The organism is Xanthomonas sp. fls2-241-TYG-148, from assembly GCF_030208815.1.
GTDB lineage: Bacteria > Pseudomonadota > Gammaproteobacteria > Xanthomonadales > Xanthomonadaceae > Xanthomonas > Xanthomonas campestris.
Genome location: NZ_JARVTE010000001.1, coordinates 215229 through 229222, shown reverse-complemented (window position 1 = coordinate 229222; position 13994 = coordinate 215229). Strand labels below are relative to the sequence as shown.

The following is a 13994-nucleotide window of genomic DNA, read 5'->3' as shown; positions in this document are numbered from 1 at the left end:
ACATGTCCTTCAATTTCCGCATCGGCCAGGGTTACGACGTGCATGCGTTCGGCCCGGGCGATCATCTAATGCTGGGTGGCGTGCGCGTGGCGCACAGTCACGGTGTGCTGGCACACAGCGATGGCGACGTGGTGCTGCATGCGTTGTGCGATGCGATGCTCGGTGGTTTGGCGCTGGGCGATATCGGCGTGCATTTCCCGCCCTCCGATGCGCGTTGGAAGGGTGCCGACAGTGCGCAGTTCCTGCAGCACTGCGACCAGTTGCTGCGTGATCGGGGCTGGCGGGTGGGCAATGCCGACATCACGGTGATCTGCGAGCGGCCCAAGGTAGGCCCGCATGCGTTGGCGATGCGCGAGCGCATTGCCGGGCTGCTGGCCATCGAACTGGATGCGGTGAGCATCAAGGCGACCACCAGCGAGAAACTGGGATTCACCGGGCGCAGCGAAGGCATTGCCGCACAGGCCGCGGTGCTGCTCGGCAAGATCGCCGCCTAACTGGCGTCGCACGCGCGAGGCGTGCGATTGCATTGTGACGCCGGCGGTGCCGGCAGCATGCGTACATCACCTGTCGCATCTCACTGGACTTTCCCATGAGCGATTCACCCGTTTTGCCGCGCGCGCATGGCGCCGCGGTGCTCACTGCGGCAATGCGCAGCACTGCCGAGGATTTCCAGGTTGATGAGTTGCCCGCGTTCGATGCATCGGGTGAAGGCGAGCATCTGCTGCTGACCGTGCGCAAGCGTGGCCAGAACACTGCTTACGTGGCCAAGCGTTTGGCGCAGTGGGCCGGCATTGCGGAGATGGGCATTGGCTACGCGGGTCTGAAGGACCGCCACGCGGTGACCACGCAACGCTTCAGCGTGCATCTGCCCAAGCGCATCGCCCCGGACCTGAGCGCGCTGGACGATGACGACATGCAGGTGGTGGAGCACACCTGGCACAACCGCAAGCTGCAGCGCGGCGCCTTGCATGGCAATCGCTTCATGCTGACGCTGCGTGAGGTGGTGGGCGATCAGGCGGCCATCGATGCGCGCCTGCACGCGATCGCTGCGCGCGGCATCCCCAACTGGTTTGGCGAGCAGCGCTTCGGCCGCGATGGCGGCAATGTCGCCGCGGCATTGGCGATGTTCGGTTACACGCGGCAGCTGGATGGCACGCTCGCGCCGGCACCCAAGCGTCGCCTGCGCAACGATCAACGTTCGCTACTGTTGTCGGCAGCACGCTCGGCACTGTTCAACCAGGTGCTGAGTGCGCGCGTGGAGCAGGGCAATTGGGATGCGCCACTGGACGGCGAGGCCTGGATGCTGGACGGCTCACGCAGCGTGTTCGGTCCCGAACCCTGGAGCGATGTGTTGGCCGAGCGTCTTGCACGTTTCGACATTCATCCCAGCGGCCCGTTGTGGGGCGCTGGCGAATTACGCTGCAGCGCTGATGCCGCGGCGATTGAACAGGCGGCACTGTCGGATCCGCAATCGCTTGCGTTGCGCACGGGCCTGGAAGCGGCCGGCCTCAAGCAGGAGCGCCGCGCGTTGCGGCTGCGTCCTCAGGCGTTGGCACATGCCTGGTTGGACGCGCAGACGCTGCAGCTCACCTTCGCCTTGCCACCGGGCTGCTACGCAACCGCGGTGTTGTGGGAACTGGGCGAGGTCGTCGATGCAGCGCGCGTTGCACCGCAGTCGCGTTCCGAGGGCTGAGTGGTACGCCAGCACTAGCATTCCCGTAGGAGCGGCCTTGGCCGCGATGAGGCGTTCCCGATAACGCATCGCGGCCAAGGCCGCTCCTACGGTGCATGACCGGTGCGACTAAGGGCGGCTATCAAAACGTAGTAAGCAGCCGCCAGGTGGTTGCGGGCGGCGCGGAAGAGCCGGTGTGCAGGAGCAGTACATACCGATTTTGAGCACCGGCCGCGCCCGCCTGGCGGCTGCGCAGTCGTTTTGATAGCTGCTCTAACGCCGTGCCAACAACACCAGCAGAGCACCGGTTCCGCCTTGCGTCGGCGGTGCGGAATGGAAGGCCAGCACATCGTTGCGCTGGCGTAGCACACGGTCCACCAGATTCTTCAGCACCGGTGCGCCACTGTCCGATTGCAGGCCCTTGCCGTGGATGATGCGCACGCAGCCGTGCTCGTGTGCATGCGCCTCCAACAGGAACTGGCGTAGCAAGGCGTCGGCTTGTGCGGCAGTGGCGCCGTGCAGGTCCAGTTCGTCCTGCACCGAAAACTGCCCGCGTTTGAGTCGCTGAAACAGCCGCGCGGGCAGGGTGTCGCGCCGGTAGCTGGCGGTGTCACCAGCTTCCAGCGGCGAAGAATCACGCAGCAGGCGCGCAAATTCGCTGTGCGCCTCGGCTTCGTCGCGCTCGGCCATACGCGCACGCGGCTTTGGCCGCGGCTTGGTGTTGGCGGGCGGCGCAACGGCGCGGATCGGCTTCACTTCGCCAATGGCTGCACGGAACAGCGCGCCGTCGTCTTCGTCTTCAGGATGCGACATCGTCACAGCGTACCCTGCCCAACCTCAGGCGCAAGCGAAGATCAAGCGCGAAGCGGACGGACGCATCCGGTATCATGGCCGGGTTTTCCGAGGAGTCCCATGCGCGTACTGGTTAGCAACGACGACGGTGTCGACGCCCCCGGCATCCAGATCCTGGCCGAGGCGCTGCGACGCGCCGGTCATGAAGTGATGGTAGTCGCGCCCGATCGCGATCGCTCTGGTGCCAGCAATTCGCTGACCCTGGATGTGCCGATCCGCACCCGCCGCATCGACGCACAGACCTGCGCGGTTGCCGGCACCCCCACCGACTGCGTGCATCTGGCGCTCACCGGCATGCTCGATTACGACCCGGATATCGTGGTCTCGGGCATCAATAATTCCGCCAATCTCGGCGACGACGTGATCTATTCGGGCACGGTGTCTGCTGCGATGGAAGGGCGTTTTCTCGGCCTGCCCGCAGTGGCGGTCTCGCTGGTGACGCAGAATCACGAAGCCCGTCATTTCGAGACCGCCGCGCGCGCCGCGGTGGAAATCGTGGCGCGGTTGAAGGCCGATCCATTGCCCGCCGACACCATCCTCAACGTCAACGTGCCGGATCTGGCCTGGGCGGATGTGCTCGGTTTCGAAGTGACGCGTCTTGGCAACCGGCATCGGTCCGAGCCGTGCGTGCCGCAGAGCGATCCGCGTGGCCGTACCGTGTACTGGATTGGCCCGGCCGGTCCCGAGCAGGATGCCGGCGCCGGCACTGACTTCCACGCCGTGCGCACCGGGCATATCTCGATCACGCCGATCCATGTCGATCTCACTCGCTACCAGGCGCTGGACACCGTCGCCGGCTGGGTCGGCGGCCTGACCGCTGCGCTGGACGCGCCGGCATGACCCCGCGGCTGCGCCTGCAACCAGAATCGGTGGGGATTGGCATGACCTCGCAGCGGGTGCGCGACCGTCTGGTCGAGCGTTTGCGCGAGTCCGGCATCCAGGACGAAGCCACGCTCAACGCCGTGCGTACCGTGCCGCGTCATCTGTTCATCGATGAAGCGCTGGCCTCGCGCGCTTATGAAGACACCGCGCTGCCGATCGGCCATGGCCAGACCATTTCCCAGCCATGGGTGGTCGCGCGCATGACCGAGGCAGTGCTGCAGGTGGCGCCGAAGAAAGTGCTCGAAGTGGGCACCGGCTCTGGCTACCAGGGCGCGATCCTGGCGGCACTGGGCCTGGAGGTCTATACCGTCGAGCGCATCGGCGATCTGCTGCGCCAAGCGCGCAAGCGCTTTCGCCATCTGGGCATGAACGTGCGCAGCAAGCACGACGATGGCCGGATCGGCTGGCCGGAACACGGCCCCTATGATGCGATCGTGGTCACCGCGGCCGCGCCGGCGCTGGTCGACGCCTTGGTCGATCAGCTGGCGGTCGGTGGCCGGTTGGTGGCCCCGGTCGGTGGCGCCTCGTCGCAATCGCTGGTGCAGCTGACGCGCGGCGCCGATGGCGAGATCGCGCAAGAGGTTCTGGCGCCGGTCACGTTCGTCCCGCTGTTGTCGGGCATGCTGGATTGAACCCATGAGAGTTTCTCGATGAAGATATTCGGGCCGTTGTACGACGTGGCCATCCGTTGGTCCCGCCACCGCCGCGCACCAGCGCTGCTGACCGGCCTCAGTTTCGTCGAGGGCTTCATCTTTCCGGTCCCGCCGGAAGTGATGCTGGCGCCGATGTCGCTGGCAGAACCGCGACGCGCGCTGTGGTTCGCCACGCTGAGCCTGATCGGATCGCTCAGCGGTGCGCTGGTGGGCTATCTACTTGGTCACTTCGCGTTCGCTGCCTTGCAGCCGCTGATCGAGTGGCTGGGCTGGAGCGCGCGCATCGACGAGCAGGTGCAGAACCTGCGGCAGGTGGTGGCCGAATCGCCGTGGAAGGCGTTCTGGTTGCTGGTGATCGTGGGCTTTACGCCCATTCCCTTGAAGATCTTTACCTGGGCCTCGGGCGTGGTCGGCGTGCCGATCCTGCCGTTCATTGCCAGCATGCTGGTGGGGCGCGGCAAGCGCGTGTACCTGGTGGCCGGCGCGATCCGCCTTGGCGGCGCGCGTGCGGAAGCGGCGCTGCACCGCTGGATCGAACCCCTGGGCTGGGTGGCGATGGCGGTCCTGGCGATGGTGGCCGGCTGGCTGGTGTGGAAGGCAACGAACGGATGAGCAGGGCGCAGATGAAATCGGTACGCAAGACAGCGGTGATGCTGGTAGTGGCGGCAGGGCTGACGGCCTGCAGCAGTGCGACAGTGGTGCGCTCGCCCAACTCGGGCAGTGGTGGTGGCGCTTCACGGCCCAGTGCAGCGCCGCGTCCGTCGGTGCCGCGTCCCGGTGCAACCGTGACCGTGCAGCGCGGCGACACGCTGTATGCGATTTCGCGCCGTACCAATATCACCGCGCCGGACCTGGCTGCCTGGAACGGGCTGTCTTCGCCGAACACGATCTACCCCGGGCAGACGCTCAAGCTGTATCCGCCCGGCGCGAGCAAGCCTGGTGCAAGTGCACCGGTGGCCAGTGGCGGCACCGTGGTTCCGCCGCGCCCGGCCGCACCGATTGCGGCCCCGGTCAGTAGCGGCTTCAGCTGGCGCTGGCCGGCCGACGGCGTGGTGGTGGGGACCTTCGTCACCGGCGAGACCACTAAGCAAGGCGTCGACATTGCCGGTGCCAGCGGGCAAGCCGTGCGCGCCGCAGCTGACGGCGTGGTGGTGTATTCCGGCGCCGGCCTGGTCGGCTACGGCGAGCTCATCATCATCAAGCACAACGATCAGTGGCTGTCGGCCTACGGCCACAACCGCAAGCGCCTACTCAACGAAGGCCAGAACGTGAAGGCCGGGCAGCAGATCGCCGAGATGGGCCGCAGCGGCGCCGCCCGCGACATGCTGCACTTTGAGATCCGCTACAACGGCAAGCCGGTTGACCCGCTGCTGTATTTGCCCAAGAAGTGAAGCTGGGAGTCGGGAATGGGGAGTCGGGAATCGTGCCGGCCTTGGGCTGAGGCACTACGGTAAGGCGCGAATTCTGCGCTTCACCAAGGGCGCGTCATCCAGCGAAGTGGCATGGCTTGCTTGACAGCGACGAGTGCTTAGGCAGGCTTTCCCGAATCCCGAATCCCGAATCCCGAATCCCGAATCCCGAATCCCGAATCCCCAACTCACCCGCCTACGATCATCGCCAGCGCCACCCGGCGGCCTTCGCTGGCCAGCACGTTGTAGGTGCGTGCCGCCGCCGCGTTGGTCATGGCTTCCAGGCCGATGCCGCGGGTCAGGCAGGCGGCCAGGACGTCCGTAGACGGAAACTGCTGGCGCTCGCCGGTCCCCAGCAGGATCACTGCCGGGCTCAACGCCAGCACGGCGTCCATGTGGGCAGGCTGCAGCTGGTCAAGCGAGGAGACGGGCCAGTGTTCCACCAGCTCGTCGGGCATCAGGATGAAACTCTGCTGCAGAATCTGCTCGTTCACCTTGGCGTGGCGGCCATCGGCTGCGCGTAGCGCGTAGGTGTAGTCGGGGTGTTCCTGGTTCAAAGGCATGGCAGAACTCGTCGGGTCAGCCGCGCGGCAGCACGATCTGGCGCTTTTCCTTGCTGGGGCGGTACAGGATGGCGACATGGCCGATGCGCTGCACCAGCGCGCAGCCAGTGTGTTCGATGATCTCGGCGATCAACGCGTCGCGGGTTTCACGGTCTTCCGCTGCCACCTTCACCTTGATCAGCTCGTGGCGTTCGAGCACGTCTTCCAGCTCGGCCACGAATGCCGGCGTGACGCCCTTGCCGCCGGTCTGCAGCAGTGCTTTGAGATCATGGGCCTGGCCGCGCAGGAAACGGTTCTGGGCGGAGGTTAGAACGATGGACATGCAGGATCGAAAGGAAGCAAAGGGTGTTCAGGGTATCATGGCGGCCCGTTCGGACCCCTTTGCCAATGCCTTCCCGTAGTAAAAGCAGCCAGCGCTGGCTCAAGGAACACTTCGCCGACCCCTTCGTCAAAAAGGCCCAGGCCGAAGGCATGCGCTCGCGTGCCGCCTACAAGTTGGAAGAGCTGCTGCAGCGCGACCGCCTGCTCAAGCCCGGCATGGTGGTGGTCGACCTGGGCGCGGCGCCGGGCGGATGGTCTCAGCAAGTGCGCAAGTCGATGGGTGCGAGCGGCCGGGTGGTGGCGCTGGACATCCTGGAGATGCCGCCGCTGGCCGGGGTGGAGTTCCTTCACGGCGACTTCAGGGAGCAGGCCGTCCTATCGGAGTTCGAGGCCATGCTGGGCGATGTGCCGGTAGACCTTGTTCTGTCGGATATGGCCCCCAATAAGAGCGGTATGGATGCGGTCGACCAACCGCGGATGATGCACCTGGCGGAACTTGCCATGGAATTTGCCGACACCCACCTCAAGGTGGGCGGGGCATTCCTGATCAAGCTGTTCCAGGGTGTAGGGTCCGACGACTACATTCGTGAGCTTCGCCGCCGCTATGAGAAGGTGACGATTCGCAAGCCGGCGGCCTCGCGAAAGCGCTCCGCGGAAGTTTATGTGCTTGGTCAGGGCAAGCGTGCCCAGATCAAGTAAGCTGCCTACGATGATTGTTTTTTCAAGAATAGAAGAGTAGAGGGCACCGGAGCCAATGAGGATGAACGACTTGACCAAGAATCTGCTGCTATGGGTGGTCGTCGCGGTTGTGCTGATGGTCGTCTTCCAGAGCTTCTCGCCGCGCATGGCCGGCGGAGTGGGCCCTGACTCGATCACCTATACCCAGTTCCTGAAGGAAGTGGATTCGGGCCGGGTGAAGTCGGTGGATTACACCGATGAGACCAACTTGGCCGTCAACGCGATCCGCTTCAAGCGCACCGACGGCAGCGAAGCCACCGTCTACGGTCCGCGCGACGACAAGCTGGTCGACGTGCTGTACAGCAAGAACATCGAAATGACCCGCCAGAAGCCGTCCACCGGGCCGGGCTTCTGGTCGCTGGTGCTCAACTTCCTGCCGGTCATCCTGATCATCGGCTTCTGGCTGTTCATCATGCGCCAGATGCAGGGCGGTGGCGGCGGCGCCAAGGGGGCGATGAGCTTCGGCAAGTCGCGCGCCAAGCTGCAGGGCGAAGACCAGGTCAAGGTCACCTTCGCCGACGTGGCGGGCTGCGACGAAGCCAAGGAAGAAGTGGGCGAGCTGGTCGACTTCCTGCGCGATCCCACCAAGTTCACCAAGCTGGGCGGCAAGATTCCGCGCGGCGTGTTGATGGTGGGCCCGCCGGGTACCGGTAAGACCTTGCTCGCCAAGGCGATCGCTGGCGAAGCCAAGGTGCCGTTCTTCAGCATCTCCGGTTCGGACTTCGTCGAAATGTTCGTGGGCGTCGGCGCCAGCCGCGTGCGCGACATGTTCGAGCAGGCCAAGAAGCATGCGCCGTGCATCATCTTCATCGACGAAATCGATGCGGTGGGTCGTCATCGCGGTGCCGGTCTGGGCGGCGGTCATGACGAGCGCGAGCAGACCCTCAACCAGTTGCTGGTCGAGATGGATGGCTTTGAAGGCGGCGAAGGCGTGATCGTGATTGCTGCGACCAACCGCCCCGACGTGCTGGATCCCGCGCTGCTGCGTCCGGGTCGCTTCGACCGCCAGGTCGTGGTCGGCCTGCCGGACGTCAAGGGCCGTGAGCAGATCTTGCGCGTGCACATGCGTAAGCTGCCGCTGGCCGACGACGTCGTGCCGCTGGTGATTGCACGTGGTACCCCGGGCTTCTCCGGTGCCGATCTAGCCAACTTGGCCAATGAGGCTGCGTTGTTTGCCGCACGTGGCAACGAGAAGGAAGTCCGCATGGACCACTTCGACCGTGCACGCGACAAGATCCTGATGGGTGCCGAGCGCCGCTCGATGGCCATGAGCGAGGACGAGAAGACCCTGACTGCATATCACGAGGCTGGTCATGCCATTGTCGGCCGCCTGGTGCCTGAGCATGACCCGGTCTACAAGGTCACGATCATTCCGCGTGGTCGCGCCCTGGGCGTGACGATGTACCTGCCGGAAGGTGACCGCTACTCGATGAATCGCGTGGCGATCGAATCGCAGCTGTGCTCGCTGTATGGCGGCCGCGTTGCCGAAGAATTGATCTTCGGTGGCGACAAGGTCACCACCGGTGCGTCCAACGACATCGAGCGCGCCACCAAGATGGCCCGCAACATGGTCACCAAGTGGGGCCTGTCTGACGAACTCGGCCCGGTGGCCTACGGCGAGGAAGAGGACGAGGTGTTCCTGGGCCGTTCGGTGACCCAGCACAAGAACGTCTCGGATGAGACCGCACGCAAGATCGACGAAGTGGTGCGGTCGATCCTGGACAAGGCGTACAGCAAGACCAAGACCATCCTCACGGAGAATCTGGACAAGCTGCATGCGATGTCGCAGCTGCTTCTGCAGTACGAAACCATCGACGTGCCGCAGATCGACGCCATCATGGAAGGCCGCGACCCGCCGCCGCCAGCTGGCTGGGGCAAGTCCGACAAGGACGGTGGCAACAACAACGACAAGGGTAGCCCGCGTCCGTTGCCGCCGATCGCAGGTCCTGCCGAGCAGCTATAACGCCTGGTGGACAGCTGGATGAAACGCGCAAGGCCAGGAGCGATCCTGGCCTTGTTGCATTGTGTGGATTGAATTGCCGGTCCAATGTCAGTGGCTCCTGCGCCACCGACGGCGAGTGCAGGGATGATGTGCAGAGGCCGATGCGCTGCGCGACAATGCCCGCCCCACGCCAAGTAAGCGGGGCTGAGGTCGCCGCTGTCTCAACCACGCGTCCGCGTTCCGCGACAAGATGCTGCGCAGCGAAATGCGCGCACGGCTGCATGCCAAGTGCGCATGCGGATCCTTCTTCCTGATCGAGAATTGCCGATGTTCGACACCACACCGCAATTGAACTGCGCCGGCCGCCTCCTGCGCCTGGATGGCCCGCAGGTGATGGGCATCGTCAATGTCACGCCGGACTCGTTCTCCGATGGCGGTCAGCACACGACGGTGGACGCGGCGGTGGCCCATGGGCTGCGACTGGTCGCAGAAAGTGCGGCGGTGCTGGATGTGGGCGGTGAATCCACCCGGCCTGGCGCCAGTGCGGTATCGCTGGAAGAGGAACTGCAGCGGGTGATCCCGGTGATCCAGGCCCTGAGCGCGCAGACCGCTGTGCCGATCAGCGTGGACACCTACAAGCCCGAGGTCATGCGCGCCGCAGTCGCCGCGGGCGCGGGCATGATCAACGATGTACACGCGTTGCGGTCGCCGGGCGCGCTGGAGGCCGCTGCGGAACTCGCAGTGCCGGTGGTGCTGATGCATGCGCTGAGCGCACCGCACGCGATGCAGGCCGAGCCGCATTACGACGATGTGGTGGCCGAGGTGCATCGCTTTCTGGCCGAGCGCATTTTTGCTGCGGAAATGGCCGGCATCGACAAGCGGCGGCTGATCCTTGACCCCGGATTCGGCTTCGACAAGAGCACCGTGCACAACCTCACCGTGCTGGCGCAACTGCAGCGGCTGCAGGAATTTGGCCTGCCGGTGCTGGCGGGATTCTCGCGCAAGCGCACGATCGGTGAATTGACCGGTCGTCAGGTTGCGGCCGACCGCGTGCATGGCTCGGTGGCCGCGCATCTGATCGCCGCCCAGCAGGGCGCGCAACTGCTGCGCGTGCATGACGTGGCGGCGACCGTGGATGCATTGAAGGTATGGCGTGCGGTGGCTGCAATTCCCACCCCGCGCGTGGCAGCACCTGCGGCGCCGACGATTCGCTGGCCGGACGAGGACTGATGGCAGCCGACCAGCGCCCGCTGGCGATCGCCGTGATGGGCCCGACCGCCAGCGGCAAGACGGCACTGGCGATCGAGGCAGCGCAGCGCTGGGGCGGCGAGATCGTCAGTGTCGACTCCGCGCTGGTCTACCGCGGGCTGGACATCGGTGCGGCCAAGCCGGACGCGGCGATGCGTGCGGCCGTTCCCCACCATCTGCTCGACCTGCGCGATCCGTGGCAGGTTTATTCGGCGGCGGAATTTGCCGCAGACGCGCGCACCGCCATGGCGCAGATCGTAGCGCGCGGCAAGATTCCGATCCTGGCGGGCGGGACGGGGCTGTATTTCCGTGCGGCATTGGAGGGGCTGGCGCAGATGCCCGAAGCCGACCCCGCGGTGCGGCTGGCGATCGCTGCCGAAGCCGAGCAGGTGGGGTGGGGGGCACTGCATGCGCAACTGGCACGGATTGATCCGGTTGCTGCCGCGCGCATCCATGCCACCGACCCGCAACGCATCCAGCGTGCGCTGGAGGTCTACCGCATCAGCGGCAAGCCGATCAGCTACTGGCAGACGCGACCGGCGGGCCCACGTGCGCCGGTGCGGGTGCTCAAACTGGTGCTCGCGCCCCGGCAACGCGCGGTGCTGCATGCACGCATTGCCATGCGCCTGGACGCGATGTTGGTGGACGGCTTCCTGACCGAGGTCGAGCAGCTGCGCGCGTTGCCGCAGATGCGCGCGGTGGCGGCACCACTGGATTTGCCGGCGGTGCGGGCAGTGGGCTACCGGCAGGCCTGGGAGTATCTGGATGGGGCCGGCAGCCTGGCCGAGTTCCGCGACAAGGCAGTGCAGGCCACCCGGCAGCTGGCCAAGCGGCAGCTGACCTGGCTGCGTGGCGAGCTCGACGCACGCTGGTTCGACCCGGAGCGTGATCGCGGTCAATTGGAACAGGCCGTTGCCGGCTTCCTCGGCCAACAGCGCACTATGCAGCAGCCTTCAGCCGTGTAACATCCCGTTTCCGGGACCGGCTGGGGAAAGCAGGGTCGACCGGAATCATAAGAACAATAATGAAGAGGATTTTTCGATGGCCAAGGGGCAATCTCTACAGGATCCATTCCTTAACGCGCTGCGTCGCGAGCGGGTGCCGGTCTCTGTGTATCTGGTCAACGGCATCAAGTTGCAGGGTACGATCGAATCGTTCGACCAGTTCGTGGTACTGCTGCGCAATACCGTGAGCCAGATGGTCTACAAGCACGCCATTTCCACCGTTGTTCCGGCGCGCAACGTGCGCGTGGGCCCGGGTGGCGGCTATGTGCAATCCAATGAAAACAACCAGGCGGAAGATGACGACGTCGAGCAATGATGGAGTAGCGCGTGTTTGATCGCTCACGCAAGGGTGAACACGCGTTGTTGATTCAGACCCACTCCGGTGGGCCTGCCGAAGAGGATGTGCTGGAGGAGTTCGCCGAGCTTGCCAAGTCGGCGGGCGCCACGGTAGCGGCCACGCTCACCGCGCGCATCGATAAACCCAGCCCGTCGACACTGATCGGCAGCGGCAAGCTGGAAGAGGTCAAGGCTGCGGCCGAGGCCACCGGCGCGGATCTGGTGCTGGTCAACCACACCTTGTCGCCTGGCCAGGAGCGCAATCTCGAGCGGTATCTGGAGCGGCGCGTGATCGACCGCACCGGGCTCATCCTGGATATCTTCGCGCAACGCGCGCGCAGCCACGAAGGCAAGTTGCAGGTGGAACTGGCGCAGCTGCGCCACATGGCCACGCGCCTGGTGCGCGGCTGGACTCACTTGGAACGTCAGCGCGGCGGTGCGATCGGTCTGCGCGGCCCAGGCGAAACCCAGCTGGAAACCGACCGCCGCCTGCTGCAGAAGCGTGTGGAACAGTTGCAGAAGCGGCTGGAAAAAGTCGAAGTGCAGCGTACCCAGATGCGTCGTGCGCGCATGCGCAGCGAATTGCCGCGGATTGCGCTGGTGGGCTACACCAATGCCGGCAAGTCCACGCTGTTCAATGCGTTGACCGGCGCCGATGCCTACGCGGCCGACCAGCTGTTCGCCACGCTCGACCCCACGGTGCGGCGCATTGCCTTGCCAGGCGGCAGCGCGGTGCTGGCCGACACGGTGGGCTTCGTGCGGGATCTGCCGCACGAACTGGTGGCTGCATTCCGGTCGACCTTGTCCGAAGCGCGCGATGCGGATCTGCTGTTGCATATCGTCGATGCGGCGGACCCGTTGCGCGAAGAACGTATCCATCAGGTCGATGAGGTCTTGCAGGCCGTCGGTGCAGGCGATCTGCCGCAGCTGCTGGTGTTCAACAAGATCGACAAGATCGAGGGCGCCGAGGTGCGCCATGACGCGCAGGACGGCATCCCCGACCAGGCACGCCGCGAGCGCGTCTGGATTTCTGCGCGTGATGGACGTGGCCTGGAAGAACTGCAGCGTGCGTTGGGCCATCGGCTGGACCTGCGGCACATCACCGGTTCGCTTCGCTTGCCGGCCTCTGCCGGTCGTCTGCGCTCCAGGCTGCATCAGCTGGAAGTGATCCGTAGCGAGCAGGTGGACGAGGAGGGCTGGTTGCTGGAAGTCGACTTGCCCTATGTCGAAGCCGAACGTCTTGCCGCCGGCGAAGACGGTGCACCGCTGCGCGCGTTGTTGCCGGATCGCCGTGAGGACTGGGAGACCTGATGCATGGCGGTGCGGCCGCTGCAATGCGGCCGCTCCGGCATTGCATGTCATCCGTTGCTCCCGCGGCATCGCGTAACGCGCGTGTACTGCATGCTGGCGACCGATGGAGTCTGTTAGCGGCAGATCCACCTTCCTGTGGTCGCCTGCGGCCCCGCAATGCGCATCGCACACGCGGCCGAGAATCTCGCAAAGAGCTATAGGCGTGTCTGCGGCTAGCAGACGGCCAGCTTGGTCGGTTGACGCGGTGGCTATTCTTTTCTGGTGCAGCCCGCGTCGGGGCAGTGGCGACGCGCTGCCCATGTAGCCACTGAACCGCGGCCGCCCAGTAACCTGTCCTGTGCTGGTCTCACCGCAGACATTGGCGATGAATTGGGCTAAAACGTCGATTCCCCACACGCCGTGCCCATGTCCATGTCCACCGATTCCGAATTGCAGCAGCTGTCCGAGGTGTTGGGGCAGCAGTTGCTTGCCGCGCGCGAGCGCCTGGTCACCGCCGAGAGCTGCACCGGCGGCTGGATTGCCAAGGCGGTGACCGACGTGGCCGGCTCCTCGCACTGGTTCGAGTGCGGCATGGCCGCCTACAGCTACGAGGCCAAACAGGCCTTGCTTGGTGTGCGGCCGCAGACGCTGGAAGTACATGGTGCGGTGAGTCGCGAGACGGTGATCGAGATGGTTTCCGGCGCGCTGGTCAATTCCGGTGCCAGCATCGCCGTCGCGGTGACGGGCATTGCCGGGCCCGGTGGCGGAAGCGACGACAAGCCAGTCGGGACGGTCTGGATCGGCTGGAAGCGGCGCGGCGGCTACGCCACTGCGCAGTTGTTCCATTTCAGCGGCGACCGCGACGCGGTACGTCGGCAGACGGTGGCCGCTGCGCTACGTGGCCTGAGCGCCCTGCTTTAGCACGCGCATGCACACTGCTGCACGGCGCGCTGCTTTGTGGGTGCTGCAGGCACGCGCTGCGGCGCCGTCATCCCTGAAGTGTCGAATACCCGGTAGTTGTAAGGCCGCGCCTCAGCGCGAGAGGCCGTTCGCGTTGCATGTAAGCAGCGGCAGTACCGCATCC

The 13994-nt window shown here is 65.4% G+C and carries 16 protein-coding genes and 1 other RNA gene; 13 read left to right on the top strand and 4 right to left on the bottom strand.

Features of this window, described 5'->3' with window-relative positions:
• Window positions 1-2 precede the first annotated feature (2 nt).
• Window positions 3-494 carry a 2-C-methyl-D-erythritol 2,4-cyclodiphosphate synthase gene (ispF, locus tag QRM60_RS00895; protein ID WP_115555832.1) on the top strand — a complete coding sequence of 164 codons (492 nt, stop codon included), beginning with the start codon at window positions 3-5 and terminating at the stop codon, window positions 492-494.
• Between the two features lie 95 nt (window positions 495-589).
• Window positions 590-1693: a tRNA pseudouridine(13) synthase TruD gene (gene truD, locus QRM60_RS00890; protein ID WP_115555833.1), complete on the top strand. Its 1104-nt coding sequence runs from the start codon at window positions 590-592 to the stop codon at window positions 1691-1693.
• A gap of 116 nt (window positions 1694-1809) precedes the next feature.
• Here the strand turns inward: truD and QRM60_RS00885 are convergent.
• A non-coding RNA gene (locus QRM60_RS00885) (sX9 sRNA) lies at window positions 1810-1885 on the bottom strand.
• Between the two features lie 60 nt (window positions 1886-1945).
• Window positions 1946-2485: a Smr/MutS family protein gene (locus tag QRM60_RS00880; protein WP_161962652.1), complete on the bottom strand. Its 540-nt coding sequence runs from the start codon at window positions 2483-2485 to the stop codon at window positions 1946-1948.
• A gap of 99 nt (window positions 2486-2584) precedes the next feature.
• Between QRM60_RS00880 and surE the strand changes: the two genes are divergently transcribed.
• The 4 genes from surE to QRM60_RS00860 are packed head-to-tail and all read left to right on the top strand — an operon-like array spanning window position 2585 to window position 5450.
• Complete coding sequence (gene surE / locus QRM60_RS00875) at window positions 2585-3364, top strand: 5'/3'-nucleotidase SurE (RefSeq protein ID WP_119959804.1); 780 nt, start codon at window positions 2585-2587, stop codon at window positions 3362-3364.
• Complete coding sequence (locus tag QRM60_RS00870) at window positions 3361-4038, top strand: protein-L-isoaspartate(D-aspartate) O-methyltransferase (protein WP_011036884.1); 678 nt, start codon at window positions 3361-3363, stop codon at window positions 4036-4038. The genes surE and QRM60_RS00870 overlap by 4 nt, the downstream gene beginning before the upstream one ends.
• An 18-nt stretch (window positions 4039-4056) precedes the next feature.
• Window positions 4057-4671 (top strand): YqaA family protein, encoded by a 615-nt coding sequence (locus QRM60_RS00865; RefSeq protein WP_115555835.1) that lies wholly within the window; start codon window positions 4057-4059, stop codon window positions 4669-4671.
• Window positions 4668-5450 (top strand): peptidoglycan DD-metalloendopeptidase family protein, encoded by a 783-nt coding sequence (locus QRM60_RS00860; RefSeq protein ID WP_042598898.1) that lies wholly within the window; start codon window positions 4668-4670, stop codon window positions 5448-5450. Before QRM60_RS00865 ends, QRM60_RS00860 begins: the two co-directional genes overlap by 4 nt.
• 206 nt (window positions 5451-5656) lie before the next feature.
• Here QRM60_RS00860 and QRM60_RS00855 read toward each other — a convergent pair whose 3' ends face one another.
• The gene (locus tag QRM60_RS00855; protein WP_285445389.1) at window positions 5657-6031 is read right to left on the bottom strand and encodes an Mth938-like domain-containing protein; all 375 of its coding nucleotides are present in this window, start codon (window positions 6029-6031) and stop codon (window positions 5657-5659) included.
• A 16-nt stretch (window positions 6032-6047) separates the two neighbouring features.
• A complete protein-coding gene (gene yhbY, locus QRM60_RS00850) occupies window positions 6048-6353 on the bottom strand; it encodes a ribosome assembly RNA-binding protein YhbY (protein ID WP_011036888.1) in 306 nt (101 codons plus the stop codon).
• Window positions 6354-6418: 65 nt separating this feature from the next.
• Between yhbY and rlmE the strand changes: the two genes are divergently transcribed.
• The 7 genes from rlmE (at window position 6419) to QRM60_RS00815 (ending at window position 13831) form a co-directional block, all read left to right on the top strand.
• Window positions 6419-7051, top strand: coding sequence for a 23S rRNA (uridine(2552)-2'-O)-methyltransferase RlmE (gene rlmE, locus QRM60_RS00845; protein WP_012438562.1), 633 nt, complete (start codon window positions 6419-6421; stop codon window positions 7049-7051).
• Between the two features lie 61 nt (window positions 7052-7112).
• Window positions 7113-9053, top strand: coding sequence for an ATP-dependent zinc metalloprotease FtsH (gene ftsH, locus QRM60_RS00840; protein WP_016945233.1), 1941 nt, complete (start codon window positions 7113-7115; stop codon window positions 9051-9053).
• Between the two features lie 306 nt (window positions 9054-9359).
• Window positions 9360-10262 (top strand): dihydropteroate synthase, encoded by a 903-nt coding sequence (folP, locus tag QRM60_RS00835; protein WP_161962653.1) that lies wholly within the window; start codon window positions 9360-9362, stop codon window positions 10260-10262.
• A complete protein-coding gene (miaA, locus tag QRM60_RS00830; RefSeq protein WP_115555838.1) occupies window positions 10262-11245 on the top strand; it encodes a tRNA (adenosine(37)-N6)-dimethylallyltransferase MiaA in 984 nt (327 codons plus the stop codon). Before folP ends, miaA begins: the two co-directional genes overlap by 1 nt.
• Before the next feature lie 76 nt (window positions 11246-11321).
• Complete coding sequence (hfq, locus tag QRM60_RS00825; RefSeq protein WP_011036893.1) at window positions 11322-11600, top strand: RNA chaperone Hfq; 279 nt, start codon at window positions 11322-11324, stop codon at window positions 11598-11600.
• 11 nt (window positions 11601-11611) lie between these two features.
• A complete protein-coding gene (gene hflX / locus QRM60_RS00820) occupies window positions 11612-12931 on the top strand; it encodes a ribosome rescue GTPase HflX (RefSeq protein ID WP_014507487.1) in 1320 nt (439 codons plus the stop codon).
• A 405-nt stretch (window positions 12932-13336) separates the two neighbouring features.
• Window positions 13337-13831 carry a CinA family protein gene (locus QRM60_RS00815; protein ID WP_016945236.1) on the top strand — a complete coding sequence of 165 codons (495 nt, stop codon included), beginning with the start codon at window positions 13337-13339 and terminating at the stop codon, window positions 13829-13831.
• The last annotated feature ends 163 nt before the right edge of the window (window positions 13832-13994 follow it).

Coding starts and splice junctions, on each gene's coding strand:
- yhbY (WP_011036888.1), bottom strand. CDS start 6,353: ATGTCCATCGTTCTAACCTCCGCCCAGAACCGTTTCCTGCGCGGCCAG.
- miaA (WP_115555838.1), top strand. CDS start 10,262: ATGGCAGCCGACCAGCGCCCGCTGGCGATCGCCGTGATGGGCCCGACC.
- QRM60_RS00855 (WP_285445389.1), bottom strand. CDS start 6,031: ATGCCTTTGAACCAGGAACACCCCGACTACACCTACGCGCTACGCGCA.
- ispF (WP_115555832.1), top strand. CDS start 3: ATGTCCTTCAATTTCCGCATCGGCCAGGGTTACGACGTGCATGCGTTC.
- QRM60_RS00815 (WP_016945236.1), top strand. CDS start 13,337: ATGTCCATGTCCACCGATTCCGAATTGCAGCAGCTGTCCGAGGTGTTG.
- truD (WP_115555833.1), top strand. CDS start 590: ATGAGCGATTCACCCGTTTTGCCGCGCGCGCATGGCGCCGCGGTGCTC.
- ftsH (WP_016945233.1), top strand. CDS start 7,113: ATGAACGACTTGACCAAGAATCTGCTGCTATGGGTGGTCGTCGCGGTT.
- QRM60_RS00865 (WP_115555835.1), top strand. CDS start 4,057: ATGAAGATATTCGGGCCGTTGTACGACGTGGCCATCCGTTGGTCCCGC.
- rlmE (WP_012438562.1), top strand. CDS start 6,419: ATGCCTTCCCGTAGTAAAAGCAGCCAGCGCTGGCTCAAGGAACACTTC.
- QRM60_RS00860 (WP_042598898.1), top strand. CDS start 4,668: ATGAGCAGGGCGCAGATGAAATCGGTACGCAAGACAGCGGTGATGCTG.
- hfq (WP_011036893.1), top strand. CDS start 11,322: ATGGCCAAGGGGCAATCTCTACAGGATCCATTCCTTAACGCGCTGCGT.
- surE (WP_119959804.1), top strand. CDS start 2,585: ATGCGCGTACTGGTTAGCAACGACGACGGTGTCGACGCCCCCGGCATC.
- folP (WP_161962653.1), top strand. CDS start 9,360: ATGTTCGACACCACACCGCAATTGAACTGCGCCGGCCGCCTCCTGCGC.
- QRM60_RS00880 (WP_161962652.1), bottom strand. CDS start 2,485: ATGTCGCATCCTGAAGACGAAGACGACGGCGCGCTGTTCCGTGCAGCC.
- QRM60_RS00870 (WP_011036884.1), top strand. CDS start 3,361: ATGACCCCGCGGCTGCGCCTGCAACCAGAATCGGTGGGGATTGGCATG.